20 protein-coding genes and 1 pseudogene are annotated in these 22,317 nt (G+C 72.1%); 9 read left to right on the top strand and 12 right to left on the bottom strand.

Annotation, left to right across the window (positions count from 1 at the left end):
• The first annotated feature begins 29 nt into the window (after positions 1-29).
• The 3 genes from QPK52_RS25615 to QPK52_RS25605 all read left to right on the top strand — a co-directional run bounded on the left by QPK52_RS25615 (position 30) and on the right by QPK52_RS25605 (position 1,486).
• Positions 30-320 (top strand): hypothetical protein, encoded by a 291-nt coding sequence (locus tag QPK52_RS25615; RefSeq protein WP_410539849.1) that lies wholly within the window; start codon positions 30-32, stop codon positions 318-320.
• 51 nt (positions 321-371) lie between these two features.
• Positions 372-803: a hypothetical protein gene (locus QPK52_RS25610; protein ID WP_410539848.1), complete on the top strand. Its 432-nt coding sequence runs from the start codon at positions 372-374 to the stop codon at positions 801-803.
• 308 nt (positions 804-1,111) lie between these two features.
• On the top strand, positions 1,112-1,486 hold the full coding sequence (locus QPK52_RS25605; protein ID WP_410539847.1) for a transposase family protein: 375 nt from the start codon (positions 1,112-1,114) through the stop codon (positions 1,484-1,486).
• On the opposite strand, the gene QPK52_RS25600 is transcribed toward QPK52_RS25605, so the two are convergent.
• Positions 1,374-1,613 (bottom strand): DUF3072 domain-containing protein, encoded by a 240-nt coding sequence (locus tag QPK52_RS25600; protein WP_410539846.1) that lies wholly within the window; start codon positions 1,611-1,613, stop codon positions 1,374-1,376. The two genes, QPK52_RS25605 and QPK52_RS25600, sit on opposite strands and share 113 nt — an antisense overlap.
• 731 nt (positions 1,614-2,344) lie before the next feature.
• On the opposite strand from QPK52_RS25600, the gene QPK52_RS25595 reads away from it, so the two are divergent.
• Positions 2,345-3,922, top strand: a complete 1,578-nt coding sequence (locus QPK52_RS25595; protein ID WP_410539844.1) for an alpha/beta hydrolase fold domain-containing protein — start codon at positions 2,345-2,347, stop codon at positions 3,920-3,922.
• 180 nt (positions 3,923-4,102) lie between these two features.
• Here the strand turns inward: QPK52_RS25595 and QPK52_RS25590 are convergent, their stop codons facing one another.
• The 7 genes from QPK52_RS25590 to QPK52_RS25560 all read right to left on the bottom strand — a co-directional run bounded on the left by QPK52_RS25590 (position 4,103) and on the right by QPK52_RS25560 (position 12,761).
• Positions 4,103-5,296 carry an acetyl-CoA carboxylase biotin carboxylase subunit family protein gene (locus tag QPK52_RS25590; RefSeq protein ID WP_410539842.1) on the bottom strand — a complete coding sequence of 398 codons (1,194 nt, stop codon included), beginning with the start codon at positions 5,294-5,296 and terminating at the stop codon, positions 4,103-4,105.
• Entirely contained in the window at positions 5,284-6,567 is a 1,284-nt protein-coding gene (locus QPK52_RS25585) for an ATP-grasp domain-containing protein (RefSeq protein WP_410539841.1), read from the bottom strand. Before QPK52_RS25585 ends, QPK52_RS25590 begins: the two co-directional genes overlap by 13 nt.
• A gap of 57 nt (positions 6,568-6,624) precedes the next feature.
• Positions 6,625-7,299: an iron-containing redox enzyme family protein gene (locus tag QPK52_RS25580; protein ID WP_410539840.1), complete on the bottom strand. Its 675-nt coding sequence runs from the start codon at positions 7,297-7,299 to the stop codon at positions 6,625-6,627.
• Between the two features lie 331 nt (positions 7,300-7,630).
• Entirely contained in the window at positions 7,631-8,482 is an 852-nt protein-coding gene (locus QPK52_RS25575; protein WP_410539839.1) for an EamA family transporter, read from the bottom strand.
• Between the two features lie 342 nt (positions 8,483-8,824).
• Positions 8,825-10,318, bottom strand: a complete 1,494-nt coding sequence (locus tag QPK52_RS25570) for a PLP-dependent aminotransferase family protein (RefSeq protein WP_410539838.1) — start codon at positions 10,316-10,318, stop codon at positions 8,825-8,827.
• Positions 10,319-10,520: 202 nt separating this feature from the next.
• Entirely contained in the window at positions 10,521-11,945 is a 1,425-nt protein-coding gene (locus QPK52_RS25565; protein ID WP_410539837.1) for a hypothetical protein, read from the bottom strand.
• 393 nt (positions 11,946-12,338) lie between these two features.
• Positions 12,339-12,761: a winged helix-turn-helix transcriptional regulator gene (locus QPK52_RS25560; RefSeq protein WP_410539836.1), complete on the bottom strand. Its 423-nt coding sequence runs from the start codon at positions 12,759-12,761 to the stop codon at positions 12,339-12,341.
• An 87-nt stretch (positions 12,762-12,848) separates the two neighbouring features.
• Between QPK52_RS25560 and QPK52_RS25555 the strand changes: the two genes are divergently transcribed.
• Both QPK52_RS25555 and QPK52_RS25550 read left to right on the top strand, forming a co-directional pair.
• Positions 12,849-13,658, top strand: a complete 810-nt coding sequence (locus tag QPK52_RS25555; RefSeq protein ID WP_410540480.1) for an NAD(P)H-binding protein — start codon at positions 12,849-12,851, stop codon at positions 13,656-13,658.
• 331 nt (positions 13,659-13,989) lie between these two features.
• The gene (locus QPK52_RS25550; protein WP_410539835.1) at positions 13,990-15,120 is read left to right on the top strand and encodes a DUF3103 family protein; all 1,131 of its coding nucleotides are present in this window, start codon (positions 13,990-13,992) and stop codon (positions 15,118-15,120) included.
• A gap of 165 nt (positions 15,121-15,285) precedes the next feature.
• On the opposite strand, the gene QPK52_RS25545 is transcribed toward QPK52_RS25550, so the two are convergent.
• Positions 15,286-15,963: an esterase/lipase family protein gene (locus QPK52_RS25545; RefSeq protein WP_410539834.1), complete on the bottom strand. Its 678-nt coding sequence runs from the start codon at positions 15,961-15,963 to the stop codon at positions 15,286-15,288.
• A 576-nt stretch (positions 15,964-16,539) separates the two neighbouring features.
• A pseudogene (locus tag QPK52_RS25540) lies at positions 16,540-16,956 on the bottom strand (HEAT repeat domain-containing protein); the annotation flags it as partial.
• 255 nt (positions 16,957-17,211) lie between these two features.
• Here QPK52_RS25540 and QPK52_RS25535 point away from each other — a divergent pair.
• From QPK52_RS25535 to QPK52_RS25525, 3 genes are all read left to right on the top strand, one after another.
• Positions 17,212-18,252, top strand: coding sequence for a VWA domain-containing protein (locus QPK52_RS25535; protein WP_410539833.1), 1,041 nt, complete (start codon positions 17,212-17,214; stop codon positions 18,250-18,252).
• Positions 18,253-18,790: 538 nt separating this feature from the next.
• Entirely contained in the window at positions 18,791-19,249 is a 459-nt protein-coding gene (locus QPK52_RS25530) for a CBS domain-containing protein (RefSeq protein WP_410539831.1), read from the top strand.
• A 245-nt stretch (positions 19,250-19,494) separates the two neighbouring features.
• On the top strand, positions 19,495-19,650 hold the full coding sequence (locus tag QPK52_RS25525; protein WP_410540479.1) for a DUF6131 family protein: 156 nt from the start codon (positions 19,495-19,497) through the stop codon (positions 19,648-19,650).
• A gap of 225 nt (positions 19,651-19,875) precedes the next feature.
• Here QPK52_RS25525 and mgtE read toward each other — a convergent pair whose 3' ends face one another.
• Together mgtE and QPK52_RS25515 are read right to left on the bottom strand one after the other, a co-directional pair.
• Complete coding sequence (mgtE, locus tag QPK52_RS25520) at positions 19,876-21,165, bottom strand: magnesium transporter (RefSeq protein WP_410539830.1); 1,290 nt, start codon at positions 21,163-21,165, stop codon at positions 19,876-19,878.
• A gap of 346 nt (positions 21,166-21,511) precedes the next feature.
• On the bottom strand, positions 21,512-22,288 hold the full coding sequence (locus QPK52_RS25515; RefSeq protein ID WP_410539829.1) for a glycoside hydrolase family 36 N-terminal domain-containing protein: 777 nt from the start codon (positions 22,286-22,288) through the stop codon (positions 21,512-21,514).
• Positions 22,289-22,317 lie beyond the last annotated feature (29 nt).

Below are 22,317 nucleotides of genomic sequence, written 5' to 3'. Positions count from 1 at the left end.
CACTCGGGGCGCTTCTGGGAACGGCTGTCATGCTGCGGCAGATCCTCGGGGACATCGAGCAGTGGTGGAACAACTGGGCGATGGGGGTCACCACCGCCGGTTCGGTGCTGCTCTCGACGGGACTGCCCATCACCGCCGCCTTCGCCTGTTGGCTGGGTGGTGCGGACGCCCGGCAACACACGGACTGGCTCGGCGTCACGGCCGCCCGACGGCCTCTGCCGCACGTCATGACGGCGGTGGCGCCCGCTGTGCTCTGGCCGTTGGGCGGCTATCTGCTCGTGGTCACCGTGGTGGGGTTCACTCTCTCGAAGACCGTGTAGCGGAGTTCCGTTCCACTCGACGCCATCACCTCGGACATCGCGGCGCAGGCCATGGTGGCCTGCCTCGGCTACGCTTTCGGCACACCGCCCAAGTGGCTGCCCTGGCTCGTGTCCGCCGTACTCCTTGCCCTGGCCGCAACGGCGTTGCTCCTGTGCGCCCGTCACCGGCGCCTGGCCGCGCTGCGTCTGATCGTGACGGCCCCCACCCCGACCTGGGTGACCTCATTCTCGCACCACCCCTACTACGGTCTTTTCTACCGTGCGGCACCCGACCCCGTCCCATTGGAATGCACCGGCTCCAAGCCGCGTATCTGCACGGCGAAGGACACCAGCGCGTACGTGACGATGGACCCCGGTCCGGTGGAGGAGGTGGCCAAGCGGCTCGCCGGTGTGCGCGGCACGCCGACCCACTACGTGCTCACCTACGCGGACAGCGGCGGCCGCAGCGGTTCCCCGCCGAGCCCGGCCTGCGACTGCTCCTGATCCGCACCGGGCAGGTACTCCTGTTGTGCATGCCGCTCCTCACGGGCGTCGCGGCATTGTCGCCTTTCACGGCAGCCCTGCCGAAATGGCCGCTCACCGGCAGCAGAACGCTGCCCCGCGGAGACCCGTGCGCTCCAGCGGCTGACGAAGTCGTGCACGGTGGGCGGTGAGGCGTCGAGCCGCCGATCGCTGATCATGGTTGTGTGGTGGCGAACGTGACGCGTGCAGCGATCGCCAGCGACCGGGGGATCACCGGTTTGTCGCCGACGTGATCGCTGAGCTGGTGGCCGAGCCGGGTCCGTTGCGGCATGAACGGCGCCGGGCCAGACACCCACCTCCCGGCCGCCCTGGTCCGTCTCCGGCACGCGACCACGCGCGACGTGCCGGCCTGCCGGCTCGGCGTGGACCGCTCCACCATCACCCGCGTCATCGGCGAAGCGCGGCCCCCGCTCGCCGAGCGCGGCTGCAGGGTCCACCACGGCGCGCGGCAGAGGGGGAACGCCAGGCGGGCCGTGTGGCGCGGTGCGCCGGACACCGTGGGCACGCGCGGGCCGGGAGGACGCTCCGTGGTCAGGAAGCGCGCCCCTCTTCCGGTTCCTCGCCGTCCCCGTCCTTCCGCCCGGCCGTTCTGGGCGACCTTCCCTGCAGGCGGTCGATCATCTGCGACGCCTGGGCCTTCGTGAGGTTCTCAGGGACCTCCTCCCCCGCCTCCCGGGCAAGAGTCCGCAGGTAACTCAGCTGCGGCCCGGTCGCCGGCTCCTCTCCGGTGGCCCAGTCCTCAACGTCCTTGTCCGGATTCTGTTCCGTCATGCCGGGGCGGGTACCCCCTGTCGCCGCCGATGCGCACTCCCCGCCGCGCGTTCGTCCGCGTCCGGACGGGAAAATCACCCGCCTGGTCCGCCGAACCGCTCGGGGAGCACACCCGAATCGGCGGCGTAGCCTCTCTGCCGCCCATCGTGTTGTGAGGGTGTCGCGTGTACAAGGAGCCCTCCCGCGAGACCGTCCCCAGAGCCCGGCTCCGGCCACCCAAGCCCTCACCGCGCACCCTTCCCACTCCATCCCACAGCGCCGAGGCGCGGCCGTGCGCACCCGCCCCGCCCACCGGATCCGGCCTGAACGGAGCAACGACGCGCGGCAGGGGACTCACTCCGCGGTCTTCGGGCCGCCCCGGCAGGCTCCCTGGTCACCCCGGACAAGCGCCGCAACGGCGAACGGCGGACAACTGCCGCTTCTGTACGGCGCGGGCTTCCGCCTCCCGACGCCCGCTCTCCGTACCACGGGCGCCCGGCGCGGTGCGGACCGCTTGAACAAGCAAGGAGGGCACCGCGCGACCGCTGGCTGCGCGGCGGCCGGACGTTCTGTCCGTTGACCGGTGCGCACTGCCGTCCGGGCGGTCATGACGAGAGCGACGGATGCCCGGGGAACACTCCCACAGCGGTGGGCCAACGGTGGGAAGGAAGCATGTTTCCCGATCGAAGAGGTACTTCTTGGGCACCGCACTCCGGCGACCGGACACCCGCCCCCCTTCAGGAGTTGACGACGTGGCCCTGTCCTACCCCACCCAGCCCGGCGACATCGATCACCTGATCGCCGACGATCACGCGATCGTGGAGAGGCAGTTCCAGCACCTGGAGGCCGGCCGGGGCGACCGCCGGACCCTCGTCGACCAGATCTGCTTCGAGCTCTCGCTGCACGCCTTCGCCGAGGAGGTCGTGCTCTACCCGCTCTGGCCCGAGCTGGGCATGGAGGACGCCAACCACGACGCCCGCGAGGAGCACCACGGCATGAAGGAACTGCTGGTGACCCTCGACGGCACGGACCCGGGCGAGGCCGGGTTCGAGCGGGCGCTGACCGAACTCATCACCCTGGTGCGTCACCACGTCGCCGACGAGGAGGGCGAGGAACTCCCGGCCTTCCGCGCCAAGGTGGGCCCGGAGCGGATGGCCGAGCTCGGCAGGCAGTTCATCGCCGCCAAGCGGCAGGCGCCGCCCGCCCCGCACCCGCACGCGCCCGACGGCGGCGGCGCCGCCGAGAAGGCCGCCGGCAAGCTCGCCAAGCCCGTCGACGAGGGCAGGGCCTCGGTCACGGGCAAGAAGAAGCGGCTGGCCACCGACGCGTCCGGGCTGCTCGACCCCCAGGCACAGGCCGTCGTCGACGCCCACTCGGCCCTGGAGCCCCTCCCGTTCGAGACCCTCACCCCGGACCAGGCCCGCAAGCAGCCCGGCCCCGACGCCGCCGTGCGGAAGGTGATGGAGGAGCGGGGGATCGACGGGCCCGAGCCGGTGGGGTCCGTGGAGGACCTGACGATCCCCGACGCGGCCGGCGGCGAGCAGACCCTGCGCGTCTACACCCCCTCCGCCCCCGCCTCCGGTCCGCGGCCCGTCATCATGTGGATCCACGGCGGCGGCTGGGTGCTGTTCGACATCGACACCTACGACGCGTCCTGCCGCGGGCTGGCGAACAAGACCGGCGCGATCGTGGTCTCCCCCGGCTACCGGCGCGCGCCGGAGGCGGTCTTCCCCGCCTCCCACGACGACGTCCTGGCCGCCTACCGCTGGACCGTCGCCAATGCCTCCCGCATCGGCGGCGACCCGGACCGCATCGGCATCGGCGGGGAGTCCGTCGGCGGGAACATGGCGCCCGCGACGATCCTGCAGCTCGCCGCCGCCGGGGAGCCGGTCCCCGCGGCGCAGGTCTGCGTCTACCCCCTGACGACCGGCGAGCAGTACGGGGAGTCGATGGAGGACGCCGCGGACGGCAGGCCCCTCAACCGTGCGCTGCTGAGCTGGATGGCGGCGCATGCCTTCGACGGCAGGCCCGACGCCGCGAAGGACCCGAGGGTCGACCTGCTCGGGCTGCCGGCCGACCGGCTGGCGGTCATGCCCCCCACCCTGGTGATCACCGCCGAGCGCGATGTCCTGCGCAGCCAGGGCGAGGAGTTCGCACGCCGCCTGCAGGACGCCGGAGTGGCCACGACCCTCGCCCGCTACGACGGGGTCATGCACGAGTTCTTCGGCGCCTCGGCCGTCCTGGACAAGGCCGAACAGGCCCAGCGGCAGGCCGCCGACCACTTCACCCGCGCGTTCGCCGACAGCAGCGGAGGCGCCGCCGCGCCGTGAACGCCCGCCTCGTCCCCGGCCGGGCCGCCCGGCGTCCCGGCCGCCGCCGCACGAGCACCGAACGGGTGCGGCGCCCTCGCGACGGCCCGCCGGGCCACCCACCGGCCGAGCCCCCGGGGCGGCCCGCCCCGGCCTCGATCGCCCCGGGATCGCGGGTTCGGCCCGTCGCGGGGAGAAGTACTACACCGAGAGCTCGTAGCGGTACGCGTCCACCGTACGGTTGATGGCCTCTTCGACCTCCTGCGGAGACGAGGCGCGGAAGCGGAAGCGGCCCAGGATGTTCTCGTAGCCGCCGTCGCCGGAGAACACGTGCCCCGGCTCCGGAAGGTCCTCCGCGTACAGGTGGGGGATCTGCCCGAGGAGGGACGTGCGGGACAGCAGAGTGGAGCCGACCGGCTCGGGCAGCATCAGGAAGCCCGTGTACTCCCGCACCGCGCCCCCGGCCGCCTTCGGCGGAACCGCGGGCGGCTCCCCGAGCGCGATCCGGAACCAGTCCGCGAACAGGTCCACGGCGTAGACGTCGCGGACGACGAACGGGATCTCGCCGCCGCCCACCCGCGCGCCGACCTCCAGGAACACCAGACCGTCGCGGTGCTCGATGACCTCGAGGTGGTACGGGCCGTCGGCCAGGCCGAGGGCGTCGAGGCAGCGGGCCGCGAAGCGGGAGACGGCCGCGGCCTCGGGGCCTCCCTGGACAGCCGAACCCAGCCAGCGCCCCTGGGAGAACCCGTGGCAGGTGTCCAGGTAGCGGGAGCTCAGCGTGAAGATGTCCTCGCCCCGGTAGCGGAGCCCGTCAACGTGCCAGATCGGTCCCTCGACGAACTCCTCCGCCTCGTAGTCGGAGAGGTCCCGGCCGGCCAGCGCGCGCCGGGGGTCCTCGCCCTCGGCGATGACGAAGCAGCCGACGGAAGCCGCGCCGCCCCTGGGCTTGGCGACCACGGGTCCGGGGTGTTCGGCCGCGAACGCGGCGACGTCCTCCAGGGAGCGGACCGCGCGGAACCGGGGGACGCGTACTCCCTCCGCGGACAGTGCCGCCTTCATCCGCACCTTGTCCCGGAACAGCGAGGTGGCCTCGGTGTCAGGGCCCGGCACCCCGAGTTTCTCCCGGACGAGGGCGGCTGTGAGGAGGTCGAACTCGGAGGGTGCGAGCACCGCCTGGAGTGCGCCCGCCGCGGCGTGGCAGCGGCTCGCGGCCGCCACCACGGAGTCGGCGTCGCGGACGTCCTCGACGACCTCGACATGACCGGTGCCCGGCGGGATCATCGGGACATGGCCGGCGATCGTCACGTAGCTGACCCGGTGGCGGGTGTGGTCGAGGTACCGGCCGTAGTCGGCGAAGTCGTCGCTGTAGCGGTTGATGATCAGGATATGCATGCGACGGCGCTCCCCACGGACTGCGCGACGTGTGCGTCCACTCGGGCCAGCGCGGCGTCCAGCGCCGGCCGGTCGTCCGCGACGAGGACGGCGTGGCCGAAGCGGTCGCGGAAGTCGGCGGCGGGCCGCAGGAGCGCGCCTTCCCCGTGGCTGACCGAGACGCTGCGGCACCCGGCCACCGCGGACACGCGCCCTGCGAGCCGCTCCGGATCGCGCAGGACGGCCGGGAACGGGACCGTGAAGAAGCGCACACCGGCGAACCTCGGCCGGAGGCCCGGATCCGGTGGGGTCACGGGGAGTCCGGCCAGGGCCTCGATCATCGCTCGCGGCAGGTCGAATCCGTACGCGGCCGAGACCAGCTCCTGGATGCGGTCGCCTCCCAGGCGCGCGGCCACCTCGATCACGACCGGGCCGGCGGGCGTCAGCCGCGCCTCCAGGTGGAACGCCCCCACGTGCATGCCGAGGGCTTCGACCGCGGCCCGGGCGACACGCTCCACGTCGGCCCGCACCCCCGGTTCGAGTCCGGCGCCCACGACATGGCCGATCTCCACGAAGTGCGGCTCCGGGCCGAGTTGCTTCTCGGTCACTGCCACGATCCGGACGGTGCCGTCCGCCACGTACCCTTCGACGCTCACCTCGGGGCCCGTCACGTACGCCTCGACGAGCAGCAGGTTGCCGAGACTGAGGCCCATGTCGTCGATGGGGTCGCGCCGGGACAGCTCCACCTGGTTGCGTAACTCCCCCAATCCCTCGACACGGCGGACCCCGAGGCTTCCGCAGCCGTTGACGGGCTTGACGACCGCGGGGAAGCCCACTCTGCGGGCCACGTGCTGGAGTGCCTTGTCATCGGCCCGCTCCGCGGCCAGCGAGACGCCGTGCGCCACGCGTACGCCGCCGACCGACAGTGCCTGCTTCATCTTGCGTTTGTCGCGCAGGAGTTCGGCCGAGCGGGGGGTGATCCCCGGCAGGCCGAGGCGTTCGGCCACTGCCGAGGCGACGGGCACGGCGTACTCGAACGCTGCTACCACCGCGGCGACTTCGGTCCGCCGGGCCAGGGCGGCGGCCGCGTCGGCCACCGCCCCGGCCGACCGCGTGTCCACCCGGAGGTGGGCTGCCTTCCCCGCGGCGACGGCGTCACGCACCGCGGACGGCAGCTCGTGGGCGGCCCGGCGGTCAACCACGTGGACGCCGAAGCCGAGCCCGAGCGCTGCCGGGATGAGGTCGATTCCGGATGACTCCGGTTCGATTATCAGGACGGTCGCATCGGGCACTACGAATCCTTACGGTCGGAGGGCTTCACGCGGGTGTGCGGGCGGGCACGGGCGGGTTCAGTCCTTGCTGCCCACCGTGGTCTCGTAGAGCTCGGTGAAGTAGAGCGCTATCAGGTCGGTGAAGTTGACCAGGTGCCGTTCCGCGTCCTCGAGGGAGCCCCAGCCCTTGATGGCGCGGTCCACCGTGGACCACATCAGCTCGTCGTGGTCGTGGGACTCGTCGTAGTCAATGTGGGCCTGGGAGCCCTTGACCTTCTCCAGGCCGTACACCTCGGCCGCGTGCTTGGTGATGGCGGGGTTGTAGCGGTCCGAGTACCACTCGACGAACCAGTTCCAGACGGTGGTCGGGAGCGGGCCCTCCTGGTTGATGGAGAAGTACATGTACCCGATCAGGTACTCGGTCGAGGGGAACGGACGCGTCGCGTCCACTTCGTCCTTGGTGAGGCCGAATTCCTTCAGGTCCCTGAGGAACATTCCCTCGTGGTTGTTCTCCTCCGAGAGATACCTGGCAAGGGTCGCGGCCAGACGGTGGTCCTTGTAGCCCACCTTGTAAAGGCCGTAGGCGTCCACCTCGTTGTTGAGCCGGATGCGCAGTACGGTCTCGACCAGGTGGCGGCGGTAGTAGTCCGGGTCGGTCCACTCGGCGGCGTGGAATTCCCGGGCCTTCGGAACCTTCTCGAAGAGCCGCTCCATTCCCTCGGCGGCCAGCTTCTCGAGACGCTCGCGTGACATGTGAGTCCCTTCCGTTGCACGACAGTGTGAATTCTTTCGTGCGTGCCCCTCGGCGCATCGCTGTGACAGCCGATTCCGGCCGAGGTCCACCACCTCGCGAACTGTTCAGACCCTCAGGACGAACGCCGTGTTCCTGTTCGTCGAACCGCATCGAGGGAATGAGCGGAGGCGGTTGTCATATAGGGGGCCGGCTCACCGGCAGCCATGGACCCCGATTGTCAAAGGGCGTGCAGTACCTGGGCGCGGAGCGGAACGAGTGCGCCCCGAAGGAGGAGAATCGAACCGGAACGGACGACGGTGGAAACGGGTGCGGTCCTTCCGCATCCGGCGGCTAGCTGCGGGCCGATTCGACGCCCGCTGAGGCGCCGAGCGGCTCGGGTACGAGTTCCGGACGGCTGCCGCGCCGTACGGCACCGAGGCTCGCCAGGACCACGCACAGGAGGCCGAAACACTGCAGCAGCGTCATCGACTGGCTGAGGAGGACGAGGCCGACGACGGCCGCGATGCCCGGCTCGAAACTCATCAGGGTGCCCATCGCCGCAGTGGTCAGTCTGCGCAGGGCGACCAACTCCAGTACGTACGGCAGGACCGGCAGCAGCAGCGCGGCCGCGGCGGCTCCCACCACCACCGTGATGCTGAAGTGGCCCACTGCCTGGGGGAGGCCGAACGGTGCCGCGCACAGCGCCGCGACCGTCAGGGACAGGGCGAGCCCGTCGACGCCGGCGAACCGGTCGCCGACCTTCTGGGTGAAGACGACATAGCCGCCGAGACACGCCCCCGACAGCGCGCCGAACAGCAGCCCGACCAGGTCCGCGGAGCCCTCCCAGGGGCGGGCCAGGGCCAGTACGCCGACGGTGGCAAGGACGGGCCAGAGCAGGTCGAGTCGCCGGCGGCGCAGCCCGAAGATCGCCACGACGAGAGGTCCGAGGAATTCGAGGGAACTCGCGACGCCCAGCGGAATCCGGTCCACCGCAAGAAAGTAGAAGATGGTCATCGCCGCGCTCATGGCGCCGAGCGTGGCGGCGACTCGCAGATCCCCCGGCTCGCGCCCGCGCAGCCGGGGACGAGCCCAGAGCAAAAGGAAGACAGCGGCCCAGGCCAGACGCGTGAAAGCGGTGCCCATCGGGCCGATCTCGTCGAACATCCAAGTCGAGACCGCAGCGCCGGACTGGACGCTGATCATCGCGATCACGACCAGCCCGGCTGGACCGTATGACCTCGTGGAAACTGACCTGGCTGACAAGGCTTCCCTCTGAATCTTTTTCGCTTGGACGGACGAAATGGGCGATGCTGCAGAGCAGGAACCAGTAGTGCATCGAATTGCTACTGGAGAAGGATATAGCCCATTCCTCCCCCTGCGGCCGTATGCGTCTTTTAAGGCTGCAGTCTGGTCCCAGCCATTGAAGGGAATGCCTCGGCCTCGACGTGCACTCAAGCATTGGCCGGTCCGGGTGTCAACCAAATCCTGCCGGTTCCGGCCACTTGTGGCTGGAGAACGGCGATTCCAGGTCGCGCAACGAAGCCTTCACGCCACGAATACCCCCGCCGGCTCCGTACCCGTGCCCGCGCCGGACCGCACCAGACGGGCCGCGGCCGCCAGACGGGTCACCGCTTCGTCCGCCAGCGGGGCACCCACCGTGAACGGCAGGCGCACATAGCCCTCGAAGGCCCCGTCCAGGCCGAAGCGCGGCCCGGGTGGCACCCGCACCCCGAGCCGTTCGCCCGCCTCGGCCAGGCGCGACCCGGAGAGCCCGCCCGCGCGTGCCCACAGCGTCAGGCCACCACCGGGCACCTCGAACTCCCAGTCGGGAAGCTCCCTTCGCACCGCCGCGACGAGGGTGTCGCGGTTGTCCTTGGCCCGCGTCCTGCAGACCTCCACGCCCTTCTCCCAACCGCCCGTCCTCAGAAGCCAGTTGACCGCGAGCTGCTCCAGTACGGGCGTGCCCGGGCCGGCGTGGGCGCGCGCCGCCACGAGACTGCGGACCACCTCGGGCGCGGCGCGCACCCAGCCGATGCGCATACCCGCCCAGAAGGCCTTGCTCGCCGAGCCGACGGTGATGACGGTGGAGCCCGCCGGGTCGAACGAACACACCGGGCGCGGCGTCTCCAGGCCGGGTTCGAGCCACAGCTCCGCCATCGACTCGTCGGCGATGAGCACGGTGCCCGCCGAACGTGCGGCGTCCACGAGGCGGCGGCGCTGGTCGTCGCCGGGCAGAGCGCCGGTCGGGTTGTGGAAGTCCGCGACGACATAGGCGAGGCGGGGCGCCGACTCCCGCAGGACCCGGAGCCAGCGGTCCATGTCCCAGCCCGTCAGCCCCTCGGCCATCGAGACGGGCACCAGCCGGGCGCCCGTCTCGCGCATGAGCCGGAGGATGTTGGCGTACGACGGTGACTCGACGGCGATGCGCTCGGCACGGCCCGCGAAGAGCCGGCAGATCGCGTCGATCGCGCCCATGGCACCGGTGGTGACCATGATCTGCTCGGGCAGGGTCGGGATGCCGCGCTCGGTGTAGCGGTCGGCGAGCATCTGCCGCAGCACGGGCAGCCCGGCCGGACAGTCGCCGTGTGTCCGGGCGTAGGGCGGGAGTTCTTCGAGCGCGCCCTGCACGGAGCGGGTGAGCCAGGGTTCGGGCGCGGGCAGCGCCGCGCACCCGAGATCGATCACGAAGCCGGGCGCTTCGGGCGGCAGCGGTTCCAGTCCGCGCGCGGGCAGCGGGTTGCCCGCGGGTACGGTGATCCAACTGCCCGCCCCCCTGCGGGACTCCAGGAAGCCGTCGCTGCGCAGCGCCTCGTAGGCGGCGGCGACGGTGGTGCGGCTGACGTTCAGCGCCCGGGCCAGCTCCCGCTCGGCGGGTAACCGCGCCGCCACCGGCAAACGGCCTTCGAGCACCAGGAGCCGGATGCCGTCGGCCAGCGCGCGGTAGGCGGGCGGGCGGCGGGCACCGGCGGGGCGGTCCTGCCGGGAACCGATCAGCCAGGCGAGTCGCGTGGAGCCAATCACAGAAGTCCACTGCGTCATACCAACCAGTGCACCTTTCCCGAATTGGCCATGGCCGACCTTATCTTCCGGGCCGCGGAGTGTCATGCGACAGGCCACCGCCGAGGCTGGACTCGGGACGTCATGCCGCAGATCGGGCAGGGCACCGGCCTGCCCCGCCTCTCGCCGCCCGCGCCGTCCCGTCCAGGTCGGCGGCGGCGACCGCGGCGCCGAAGTCCCGGACTCAGCCGTCCAGCCCGGCTTCCCACTTGCGGCGTCGCAGCACGTAGTCGCTGAACAGGTGCCGGCTGCGGTCGAGCAGCTCGCCCACTTCCGCGTCGCCGCGCCGGGTGTCCGCTCCCGGGTGCCAGCGCTGCACGGCCTGCCCGGCCCAGGTGCGCAGTTTCACGTCCGGGTCCTCCAGCAGCCCGACCGCCGCCCTCAGCGCCACGACCCCGCCGTACGCGGTCAGGAGCCGGAACGCGGCGACCCGTACATGCCGTGGCCGCTCGGGCTCGGTGCGCTCCAGCAGCCAGCCGGCGGACAGTCGCCTCGCCGACGGCAGCAGGGCCGTGGCCGTCCCACGGACGACGGCGGGGGACGGGTCGTCGAGCAGCGGCCGCAGCCGTTCCGCGTCCGCGAGGTCCAGCGCCCGCAGCCCGGCGACCGCCTGCGCCCGTACCGCGGCCACCGGGTGCGCGAGCAGTGGTGACAGCAGGCCGGCGTCCGCGCGGTTTCCGCATTCGGCCAGCCCGATGACCGCCCCGGGCGGCAGGCCGGGGTCATCGGGTGCCGCACAGCGCGTCCGGTACCAGGGTTCCGGATCGCCTCCGCACTGGCGCACCACGTACCGGGCGCAGGCGCGCACCAGGGCGGACCGGTCGCCGAGGAAGGGCTCCGCCCGATCGGGCCTTCCCGCTCGCCGCAGCGCGGTGACTCCGGCCGAGCGGGTGCGCGGACTGCGCGCGCCCAGCAGCAGCGGGAGCACCTCGTCGTAGGCGCTCTCCTCGTCGGACAGGGCCGCGAGCGCCGCGGTGGCACACAGATCCTGGACCACCGCATCGCCGTCCCGGGCGGCCGCACGGGCCAGCTCCACGGAACGGAGGAGGTGGTGGTCGACGGCCAGCCGGTATCCGAACCGCCGCACCGTGGGGTCGTGATGGGCGGACAGGGCGGCGAGCCGCCCGCGGGGCGCCCCGATCAGGACCTCCCCGAGCAGTTCGGCACCGAAGGCGCCCCGGTCGCGGTGGCCGATGCGCAGGATCAGCGGCGCGAGGTCGGCGGCGGTGTCCGCGTCCAGCGTCCGGCGCAGCAGCTTACGGGCGCACTCGCGCACCGGTTCGGCCCAGTCGGCGCAGCGGATCACCACCAGAGGCAGCAGACCTGGATACCGCGCCGCGTGGCGCAGTGCCGCCTGGCGAACCCGCCCGTCCCGGTGGCACAGGGCCAGCGCCAGCCGGGACTCGTCCAGTCGCGACAGGTCGGCGGGCAGCGCGGCGGTGTGCTCCCACTGCGGCAGGAGCCGTCCCCGGTGCCAGGTCACCTGCCGCGCTGCCGTGTCCAGCGCGAGCCAGTCACCGGGGCCGGCCGCGGGCAGGGCGTCCCGCAGTGGCACGCCTCCTGCCAGGCGTACCGCCACCGCCGTTCCGTCCCTGGCGTCCCCGTTCATCGCCGTCCCCCCGTACCACTCGGTCGTACCGGGTGATCCTAGGGTCCGGAGCGTGTGCGGGTCCCGCGGAAATACGACCGCTCGGCCGGGTGCGCGGGGCGGGCCGTTCATCCGGCTCCGCAGCGAAGGCCACGGTTCCGCGGCCGGCCCGAAGGAGCCGGGGGACGACGGTCGGCCGGGCCCTGCCACCCGGCCCGGACGGTGCCCGCCGGCCTGCCCTGCCTGCCCCGAGCCGCCTCCGGCACGGGGTCCGGCACGGAAGTCCTGGACCGGCGGCCGTCCGGGTGCGGAGGGAGCAGCCCCGCAGGGACGCCGCCGGCCGTGGGGCTGTCCTGGCACATCCCTGGGCACATCACCGCCGGCACGTTCGGTGCGGGGCACCGGCGTTCCCCGTCACCGGATGTCGTGGCCGGGGTGAGCCCGGTCGTAGCGGTGCCGTGCCTCGGCGATGGCGGCGCGGTGCGTGAGGGACCAGTCGGCCAGCGCCTTGACCAGATGGGTCAGGCCGGCCCCGGTCTCGGTCAGGCGGTAGTCGACCTGGGCCGGGACGGTCGGGTACACGGTGCGCAGGACGAGCCCGTCGCGTTCCAGCCTGCGCACGGTGAGGGTGAGCATGCGCTGGGAGATGCCGTCGATCGCGCGCTGCAACTGCCGGAAGCGGCGCGGCCCGCCGGCGAGTTCGACGATCACGAGCACCGACCACTTGTCCCCGATGCGGTCCAGGATGTCACGGATCCCGCAGTCCGGATGGTCCTCCTGCCCGCAGGGGGCGAGGTCGGCGGGCGCTGTGGTTACCCCGGTGTGCGTGGGTGACATCGAACTGCCTCCTTGTGGCCGGTACACGGGCCGATCAGGATCGATCGTAGTTACCGAAGAGAACCACGGCGGAGGGCTGTGACCGACATGATCCTGGTGACCGGAGCGAGCGGGAACCTCGGCTCGGCCACGCTCGCGGCGCTGCGCGCCCGCGGCGCGGACGCGACAGGCGGCAGCCGCACCCCGCGCGGCGGAATGCGGCTGCTCGACTTCGACGATCCCGCGGGCGTCGACCTCGCCGGCGTGTCGACCCTGGTGCTGGTCTCCGCCGGTTACGCCGAGGACGACCGGGTCATCGGGCGGCACGCGGCCGCCCTGGACGCCGCAGCCCGGGACGGGGTCCAGCATGTCCTCTACACAAGCCTGGCCGGCGCCGGTGACCATCTCGGTTTCGCACTGGCGCACCGCGCGACCGAACGGCTCGTACGCGCCTGCGGCCTGCCGTGGACGATCCTGCGCAACGGCCTGTACGCCGAACTCTTCGGTGGCCTGCTGATGTGGGCCGACGGCGCGCTGGAGTCCGCGTTCGGCGACGGCGCCCTGGCCGCGGTCGCCCGTGCGGACCTCGCCGAGGCAGCGGCGGTCGTGGCGGCGGACCCGGCACCGCACGGCGGGCGCACCTACGATCTGACCGGCACGCCGGTCACGGCGGCACAGGTCGCCGACGGACTCGGCGTTCCGCACCGGACCATCGGCCTGGGCGAGTACCGGCGCAGACTCGACGCGATGCCGCAACTGCTGCCGTTCCAGCCACCCATGCTCGTCTCGATCGCGACCGGCATCCGGCACGGCTTCCTGGACGGCACCGGCCCCGACCTCGCCGGCATCCTCGGCCGCCCGGTGCGCGACCCGCTGGCCACAGCCGTCACAGCCGCGGCCGCGGCCATGCGGAGGTGACGCGCAGAGCAGCGCGAGATCCCCCTGGCCGCCGCGGGAGTGACAGCCTGGTCGGCTCGTCGGACCACGTCCCCCTCCGGCAGACGGCACAGCCCCGGGCGCGCCCGGGGCCGAAAGCACCGGGCGGCGGGTGGTCCCGGTGGGTATCCGCAGCGCCCCTGGAAGCTCCGGGTCAGGGCCCGGGGTGTCCTGATCACACCCCTTGTGACGTTGGCATGTCGGCATCATCCTTGGCGGCGCGGCGGTTTCTACCCGCATAGAGGAGAAGCCGTCCGCGCCCGCGTAACCGCTCCTGACCGCATCCGCCTACGCTTCTCCGCAGGAGACCCGCGTGATCAGACACCGGTTCAGAACCTCAGTCGTATGCGCCACCCTCCTCGCCTTCGGCCTCGTCCCCCTCCAGGGAGTCGCCTCGGCCTCCGCGCCACCCGACACCGTCCGGGACTCCGGGACCGTAGCCGCGATCGAGGACGGCGCCGCCCGCTCGCTCGCGGCGACCCTCTCCGACTCCGCCTGGCGGACCCGGGTCCGGGAAGCGGCCCTCACCTCGGACGGGGTCGGCCTCGGTGATCTCGCGAGGAAGGACCCCTCGCAGGCCGCGAAGGGCTTCGGGTCGGTGGTCGCCGATGCCGACCGGGACCTGGCTGAGGCCAAGGGGCTCGGCGCGAAGGCCGGCCCTCTGCTGCGACTCCGCCTCGCCGACGAGTCGATGCGCGGGGCGCTCAGGGCCGGGGTCGAGCCGCTGGTGGCGGCCGTCCCCGCCGATGACGGCGCCACCACGGTCACCGCCTACGACAGCGCGGGCCGCACCCACGCGCTGGACGCGCACCGGATCCCCGAACGTCCCGTCTACGTGGTCGGTGTCGACGCCGAGCGGGCCGTCACCGCGGGCATGGCCGTCCTGCGCGAGGAACTCGCCCGGAACAGCCTCTCCACGGCCGGCCCGGTGGACTCCGCGAGCACCGCGAGCGACGGTTTCTGGACAAGCCGCATCACCTCCGTGAGGCTGTCCGACGACGAGGAGCCCTGGATCAAGGGCGATGCCGAGATCTTCTCGCTGGTGACCGGCTTCGGCCAGGACGGCAAAGTGCGCGTCGATCCGGTCGACATGCCGTATCTCGACGAGGACGGCAGGACCTATTACCCCAACCAGATTCTGGTGAACTGGTCGTACTACAAGTACAACCTCGCCGACGTCGTGATGATGGAGGAGGACGGCAGCACCAACTACCGGTCGCTCGCCAAGGCCCTCGCCGACGCCCTGCTCACCATCATCGACATGGGAGCCTACGTGCCGCTGGTCAACGCTGTGCTGGACGCCATGCCCGACGACTGGTGGACCGACGACCCCGACTACGTGGACTCCTGGTACACCCTCGCCCGCAACAGCGCGGGGTCGTTCAGGGGCGCGCGGGGCAACGGCACCATGGCGCTCGAACCCTACTGGGTGTCGGCCTTCTAGACCGCCGTCCCCGGCTCACGGGGCCGGCGTACGCCGGTCGGCGCCGGTGCGCCTCACCGCCGCGGCACACGCGGACGGCTCTGGGACAAGCCGCCTGTCGGCGTGTCAGCCCGCTCCGAGGCCGGTTCGGCTTCGGAGCGGGCTGACCGCGGTGCGGCGTACGGTCTAGGAGACGACGTCGCGCACGGCGTCGATGACCCCGGTGTTCGAGATCATCCCGATGTGCCCGAGGCAGGCGGTCCGGCGGTTGTCGGCTCCGTCGAGGATCGTGCTGCCGACCGGGTTGATGACGAGGTCGCAGGGCGAGCGGAAGGTCGTGTAGCTGACGTTGCCGGGAGTGGGGTCACCGGCGTTGAGGTTCCTCAGGAAGTCCGACCCGGCGCGCATCTCCCTGCAGGAGGTGATGAGGATGTCGCAGAATCCGGCGATCGCGGTCCCGTGGTTCGGCCCGCCGATCGACACCCAGTCGTCGACCCGGTCGGCACCGCCGAGGTTCTTGATGTAGTGGCGCGAGGAGAGGCCGCCCATGGAGTGGGTGACGATGTCGACCTTGTCCGCGCCGGTCTGCCTCAGGACGCCGTCGATGTAGTCGGACAGTCGGCCCGCGGTGGTGGCGTTGGAGCGGAACGAGTCGTATCCGAAGACGTACAGCTGGTCGTCGGAGTAGCCGTTCGCCCTGAAGTTGCCGGTCATCGTGGAGAACTGGCCGCTCTTGCCGGCGAAGCCGTGCACGAAGACGACGGGCTCGGAGGCTTCGGCCTGTGCGGTGGTCGGGGTGAGCGGTACGACCAGCACGGCGGCCAGCAGGGCGCACAGTGAGGGCAGGACGTGACGCAGGCGCATCTGGACTCCTGTCGGGCGAGCGGTGGGGGCTGCTGTGTGGGAGGTTTCAGGGAGCGCGCGTCCCGCGTCGGAAGCAGACCGGTGTGCTTCGGACGACGCCAGGTTACTCACACGTAGCCTTCCGTTGACATCACGGGTACATCACGGTGTGTGATCCACGGAAGCCGCCGGATCGACTCCTCCGGGAGAGGTCACCGCGCGTACAGGCGGACAAGGCCGTGCGAGGAGTCGTCGGAGTTCCTCACGAAAAGACCTTCCGGGCGACCGGATCCGGTCCCCCGTCCGGTCAGGGGTGCGCGGGTGTTCCGGCGGCACGGCCTCGACCAGCGCTTCCACCGGCACGGGAACGCCCTCGGTCATGGACAGGGCCGCGCGCTGTCGCGCCCCGGCGCTCTTGGAACCCAGTGCCCGGAGGAGCGTGACGCCCCGGAGGACACCCTCCCAGCCGGCGGGCGCCGCGGCACCGGTCCGACTGAGCCGCGTGAGCAGTTCCGTCTCCGCCGCGATGCGGTCCCGCGTCCGGCGGATGAAGTCGTCGACGAGCTCCGCGGGCTCGAAGCCGGGGTCGTCGAGCGCGCGCCCGAGCTGTGCCGCCAACACCACGGCCGACTCCCCCTCCCAGCCTTCGGGCACGAGCACGACCGCTGCCTGCCAGGCGCTCCGGGCCATCTCGTCGTCGGCGTCGGACAGCAGCGCCGGTGTGATCGCCGACCACGCCTGCCGGTCCCCGATCTTGGAGAGCGTGTGCAGCGCCCGGCTCCGTGCCTGCGCACGCTCCGAGCGGACTTCGGCGAGAAGCGCCGGGACCGTCGCCGACGCCGCGTGGCGGGTGAGCGCCCACGTCAGCGTCTCGCGCACGTGGAAATCGGGTTCGATCGCGCACCGCTCGACGAGCCTGCCGATGAAGCCCGGGTCCGGGGCCGTACCGACCGCCAGCGCTGCCTGCGGCCGGACCGGCGCACTGTCGCTCTCCAGCCTCTGAAGGACTCGCATCGGGTTCGTGTCTCCTTCCGCGCGGTCATCGGGACCGCCTCCCCGGCCGCAGTGAAGACCTTGTCACCGTGTCAAGGCCAAGCGGTGCCAGGCCGGTGGGCGGCCGGAGGTCCTCCCGGGGGCTTCGCGTTCGGCCGCCCGGTCGGCCTGTGCCGATCCGGGGCGAGCCACGGCCGCCGGGACCCGCGTGCCACCGTCGATGTCAGTGGCGGATGGAACGGTAGGGGCATCGAGCCGGAAAGAGGGGGAGCCGCCGTGTCCGGAAGCCAGAACTACATCAACCACGTTGCCCTCGTGCTGGACGCCAGTTCGTCCATGTCGCACCTGAGCAGCAAGGTCGTCGAAGTCGCCGACCAGCAGATCGCTTATCTCGCCCGCCGGTCGCGGGAACTGGACCAGGAGACCCGCGTCACGGTGTACGTCTTCGCGGACCGGGTGGAGTGCGTCATCTACGACAAGGACGTGCTGCGGATGCCGTCGCTGAAGCAGCTGTACCGGGTCGGGGGGATGACGGCTCTGCTGGCGGCCGCGCTGAAGTCGCAGCGGGAGCTGGCGCAGACGGCCCAACTGTACGGCGACCACAGCTTCCTGACGTTCGTGCTCACCGACGGGCAGGAGAACGCCAGTCACCGCTGCCCGGACGCCCCTGCCAGGAATCCGCGTGAACTGGTCCAGGCCGTGGCCGAGATGATCAGGACGCAGGAGGACAACTGGACTCTGGCCGTCCTCGTGCCGGACCAGATGGGCAGGCGCGAGGCCATGCAGTGCGGCTTCCCGAAGGACAACATCGCCATCTGGGACGCCACGAGCACACAGGGGCTGGAGGAGGCCGGGCAGGTCATCAGGCAGGCCACCGAGAAGTTCATGGTGGGCCGCACCCAGGGCATCCGGGGATCGCGGACGGTGTTCTCCACGGGTGCGGACGCGGTCAACAAGGACACCATCAAGGCGGCCGGTCTCACCCCGGTGGATCCGTCGAAGTACCAGCTGATACCGGTGGCCCGTGACGCGGCGATCCGGGACTGGGTCGTCGAGTGCGGGCACACCTACCGTACCGGTGGCGCGTTCTACCAGCTGAGCAAGTCGGAGAGGATCCAGGCGCAGAAGCAGATCGCGGTGCTGGAGAAGAAGACGGACCGGGTGTACACCGGGCCCGAGGCCCGGGCTCTGCTCGGCCTGCCGGGCGTGGAGGTGCGCGTCAAGCCGGACCACAACGAGGACTTCACGATCTTCGTGCAGAGCACCAGCGTGAACCGGAAACTCGTGCCGAACACAAGGCTGCTGCTCATGCTCTGACGCCTTGGAAATCCCGCCGTGTCCGGGGGGACTCGGCCGGGCCGGCCCTCGGCGGCGGAGCCGGCGGGGCAGGCCCGGCGTAGGGGCACCCGGTACTCGGACGGCCGCCACCTCCGCCGGTCCGAGGCCGGCACCGGCCGGTGGAGCCGCCGATCCCCTGGACCCGGCCCTCGCCCTCCCGAGCCGGCCGGTACCGGCCGTGGCCCGGGCACGCCCCTGTGACCGGGCCCGGACACCTGCCGCACGGGAGCGGAGAGCTGGTCGGGCGCCCTTGCCGACCGGCTCCTCGGCCCGCCCGCGGGTCCCTCGCGAGCACATCACCTCACCTTGCCGGTCCACATGTGCGGGTGGGGGCCCACGACCACGCGGCGACACCACCGTCTCGCTGGCCGCTTCCGGCACAGAGCCGGGACAATGAGGTGAAGGAGCCGCAGAACACATGTCACGTGCGGAGGCCCGTCCTCTGGACGAGACCGGGAAGGGTCCGGCCTTCCCTCTCCTGCGCCTGTGCCGACCGGGAAAGCGAGGTGGCGGAGCTGTGCGTGCCTACGACCTGGCGGATCCCTATCCGTGGGTGACGACCGATGACGACGCGATGACGGCGGCCCGGTTGTTCGCGAAGCGGCGCTTGCCGGCGCTGCTGGTGGTGGATCCCGATGAGCGGCCGTACGCGGTGGTGCCCGGGTCGCAGTTGCTGAGGGCCGCCGTGCCGGACTTCGCCCTGAACGAGCCGGTCCTGGCGGACATCCTGCGGGACGACCATGTCGAGCGCCTGGCGGAGAAGCTCCACGGGCTCACGGTGGCCCAGTGGATTCCCCGGCACGGGACCGTTCCCGCCGTGGTGGGGCGGGACACCAGCGCCGTTCGGATCGCCGCGCTGATGGCCAGGACGCATACGCCGCTGGTGGCGGTGGTGGAGAACGACGGCGAGCGGACGCGGACGGTGGGCGCGGTCACCGCGGCGCGGCTGATGGAGTACTTCCTCGCCCAGGGGTGAACCGGGGCGCGGGAGCCCGCCGGGGCGCCGCCGTCGTCCACGGCCGGAGGTGATCCGCGGCCGCAGGGCCGGGCGGGCACGCCGCCCGGAGAACCCGGCGGGGCCGCCCTGCCGCATGCTCGTCAGGCACGGAGGCGGGCACGCAATGGCGTGTCAGCGGGGGTGCCGCCTCGACAGAGCGCCTCTACCTTTTGTGTGACTTTAGGCACATAATGAGATTAATACCGCTACACGTGGGAGATGCCATGATCATCCTCGGCGTCATTCTGCTCGTCATCGGCTTCCTCGCCGATATATCGATCCTGTGGACCATCGGGCTTCTCCTGGTGGTGATCGGCGCGATCCTGTGGATCCTGGGCACCGCCGGGCACGCCGTGGCAGGACGCCGGCACTACTGGTGATCGGACCCGCACGGGCGGCGAGCAGGCACAGGGCCCTGTTGTGAGTCACGGCCGAGGGGCCGGTCCCGGCCGCCGGTCGGCCTGCCCCGGTGCACGGCGCCAAGGGGGCGACGGCTCAGTGGACACGGACGGTGCCCTGTCATCACCCCGGTACCGCGGGGCGCGGCGGCACGGACCGGCCGGACGGCCGGCGGCGCCGCGAGACCACCGGTCCGGACACCGGCGCTACAGGCCCAGGACGGCACGGGCGGTGAGGAAGTAGATGATCAGACCGGAGGCGTCGACCAGGGTGGTGACCATGGGGGCGGACACCACGGCAGGGTCGATACGAAGCCGCTTGGCGAGCAGCGGCATGACGGCGCCCACGGTGGCCGCCCAGGAACAGATCACCACCAGGGACAGGGCCACCACCAGCGCGATGTCGCTTCCGACCAGGATCGTTCCGACGACCATGCCGACGACGGCGAGCATCGCCCCCAGCAGCAGCCCGACCCGGCACTCCCGCCACACCACCCGCAGCAGGTCCGAACCACGCACCTCGCCGACGGCCAGGGCCCGCACCGTGGCGGTGGCCGCCTGCGCCCCGGCGTTGCCCCCGGTGCCGACCAGCAGCGGGATGAACAGGGCCAGGGCGGTGACCTCCTCCAAGGTGGCCTCGAAGATCTGCAGCACGTTGACCGTGAGGGTGGCGGCCACGATCAGCAGCAACAGCCAGATCGCCCGGGAACGGGCCAGTTGCCACACGCTGACGAACATGTAGTGCCCCGGCCACGGGCCGGCACCGGACTGCCGGGTCGCGTCCTCGGTATCGGCGGCCTCGATGACCTCGACGGCGTCGTCGATGGTCAGCAGGCCCACGAGGCGGTCCTCGCTGTCCACGACGGGCAGGGCCAGCAGGTTGGTCTCCCGCATCAGCCGGGCGGCGTCCTCGGCCGGTTCGATGTCACGGACGCGGGCGACGCCGGTGTCGGTCAGCTCGGCCACGGGCCGCCCGGGCGGGGCCAGGAACAACTCGCGCAGCCCCGTCACCCCGACCAGCCGCCGCTCGCCGTCCACGACGGGCAGGGTGTAGACCGTCTCGGCGTCGGCGCCCCTGTCCCGCACCACCTCCAGTGCCTGCCCCGCGGTGAGCTGCCGGGGCAGAGGCACCGTCTCCGGAGTCATGACCCGGCCGACCGACCCCTCGGGATACCCCAGCAGGGCGGCCGTCATCCGCCGCTCCTGCGGACTCAGCCCGGCCAGCACACGCTGGACGACCTTCGCCGGGGCCTCCTGGAGCATCCGGGCACGGTCGTCGGGATCCATCGCCTCGACCAGATCGCCGAACGCCCGGTCGCGCAGCCCCATCAGGAGCTGCTGCTGATCGACCGGATCCAGTTCCTCGAAGACGGCCAGCGCCCGGTCCTTGTCCAGCAACCGGAAGGGAACCATCGCGGAGACCGCGTCCATCCGGGCCAACTCGTCGGCGATGACATGCGGCGGGTGTTCGTCCAGCCACCGCTGCACAGCGGACAAGTCCTCACCGTCGCTCAACCGCCGCAGCACCTGCGTCCCCACACCTGTCCTTCCGCCGGCTCCGGTCACAGCATCGCCAACCTATGTGAGCTCTGCCCACAGCCCGCCGTCACATCCCCGTTCCGCCCACCTGCCACGCCCCGGCCCCGGCCGCCTCACCGGGCCGCGAGGCGGGACGGCGGCCGTACGGGGCGGCTACCGCACCCGGCGCAGCCGCACCAGCGCGCTCGCGCAGTCGCCGCGCGGCAGGTCGGGCAGCGGGGGTGGGCGGGCCCGAAGGAAGTGCTCGGGCGCCACACGAGGACCACCGACCGGTCGGCGTCGGCATCGGTGTACTGGACGGCCGTCAAAGGCCCCTCCCCCGGCGCGAGCAGCCGGTGTCGGCGGCCGTGCTGCACCACCGGGCGGATGTCCTTGTACAGCCCGACCAGGCGGGCGGCCTCGGCGGTCTCCTCGGCGTTCCAGCGCGCCAGGTCGCCCCCGATGCCCAGGACGCCGGCCATGGCCGAGCGGAACCGGAAGGCCAGCGCGGTCCGCTCCAGCCGGTTCTCCGCGAACCAGCCGCCGTGGACCAGGACAGCCGCCAGTCCGGCCGCTGGGGCAGCGGCCAGTGGGCGGAGGCGCACCGCAGGAGGAGCAGCGGCTCCGCGCCCGGTCCGGCGGTGTGGGTGATCTCCGTCCAGCGTTCGAGCATGTCCGTGCCGGGCGGTGTCCGGTAGTGCGGCTCCCACGCCAGCGGCCGTGAGCGGTCCCGCAGCGAGACGGCGACATGGCCCTCCGCGACGATCCGGCAGTCCTCGACGCGGGGTTCGACCGGGTCGCTGCCGTCGGCGAAGCGGACCTGCAGGGCCGGTACGCCGAACCGGGCGCCGCCCTCGATGGGGTACTCCTCCACCCCGTCGAGGCGCCCGGCGAAACTGTCGTCGTGGTCGGCCCACACCGGCAGCGCCGCCGCGTCGGCCAGGGGGACGGGCGCGCCCCAGCGGACGTGGCACACGGTGCCCGCCGCGGTGTCGACGCGCAGGACGTAGCAGGAGGCGGGGGTGCGCAGTACGACGGTGCCGCCGGCCTCGTCGATCCCCACTCCCCCGTGGGACGGCCGTGAAGCGCTCCGGGCGGGCATGGGCGGACTCCTCGGGGTGCTGGACCGGG

This window comes from Streptomyces sp. KL2 (assembly GCF_046529545.1).
In the GTDB taxonomy this organism is placed as follows: Bacteria; Actinomycetota; Actinomycetes; order Streptomycetales; family Streptomycetaceae; genus Streptomyces; species Streptomyces radiopugnans.
This window is presented reverse-complemented; position numbering and strand designations above follow the sequence as displayed.

What these genes read in the sequence shown, in the direction of transcription:
- QPK52_RS25615 (WP_410539849.1), top strand. Translation starts at nt 30, where the DNA reads ATGCTGCGGCAGATCCTCGGGGACATCGAGCAGTGGTGGAACAACTGG.
- QPK52_RS25610 (WP_410539848.1), top strand. Translation starts at nt 372, where the DNA reads ATGGTGGCCTGCCTCGGCTACGCTTTCGGCACACCGCCCAAGTGGCTG.
- QPK52_RS25605 (WP_410539847.1), top strand. Translation starts at nt 1,112, where the DNA reads ATGAACGGCGCCGGGCCAGACACCCACCTCCCGGCCGCCCTGGTCCGT.
- QPK52_RS25600 (WP_410539846.1), bottom strand. Translation starts at nt 1,613, where the DNA reads ATGACGGAACAGAATCCGGACAAGGACGTTGAGGACTGGGCCACCGGA.
- QPK52_RS25590 (WP_410539842.1), bottom strand. Translation starts at nt 5,296, where the DNA reads ATGCATATCCTGATCATCAACCGCTACAGCGACGACTTCGCCGACTAC.
- QPK52_RS25580 (WP_410539840.1), bottom strand. Translation starts at nt 7,299, where the DNA reads ATGTCACGCGAGCGTCTCGAGAAGCTGGCCGCCGAGGGAATGGAGCGG.
- QPK52_RS25575 (WP_410539839.1), bottom strand. Translation starts at nt 8,482, where the DNA reads ATGATCAGCGTCCAGTCCGGCGCTGCGGTCTCGACTTGGATGTTCGAC.
- QPK52_RS25570 (WP_410539838.1), bottom strand. Translation starts at nt 10,318, where the DNA reads ATGACGCAGTGGACTTCTGTGATTGGCTCCACGCGACTCGCCTGGCTG.
- QPK52_RS25565 (WP_410539837.1), bottom strand. Translation starts at nt 11,945, where the DNA reads ATGAACGGGGACGCCAGGGACGGAACGGCGGTGGCGGTACGCCTGGCA.
- QPK52_RS25560 (WP_410539836.1), bottom strand. Translation starts at nt 12,761, where the DNA reads ATGTCACCCACGCACACCGGGGTAACCACAGCGCCCGCCGACCTCGCC.
- QPK52_RS25555 (WP_410540480.1), top strand. Translation starts at nt 12,849, where the DNA reads ATGATCCTGGTGACCGGAGCGAGCGGGAACCTCGGCTCGGCCACGCTC.
- QPK52_RS25545 (WP_410539834.1), bottom strand. Translation starts at nt 15,963, where the DNA reads ATGCGCCTGCGTCACGTCCTGCCCTCACTGTGCGCCCTGCTGGCCGCC.
- QPK52_RS25525 (WP_410540479.1), top strand. Translation starts at nt 19,495, where the DNA reads ATGATCATCCTCGGCGTCATTCTGCTCGTCATCGGCTTCCTCGCCGAT.
- QPK52_RS25515 (WP_410539829.1), bottom strand. Translation starts at nt 22,288, where the DNA reads ATGCCCGCCCGGAGCGCTTCACGGCCGTCCCACGGGGGAGTGGGGATC.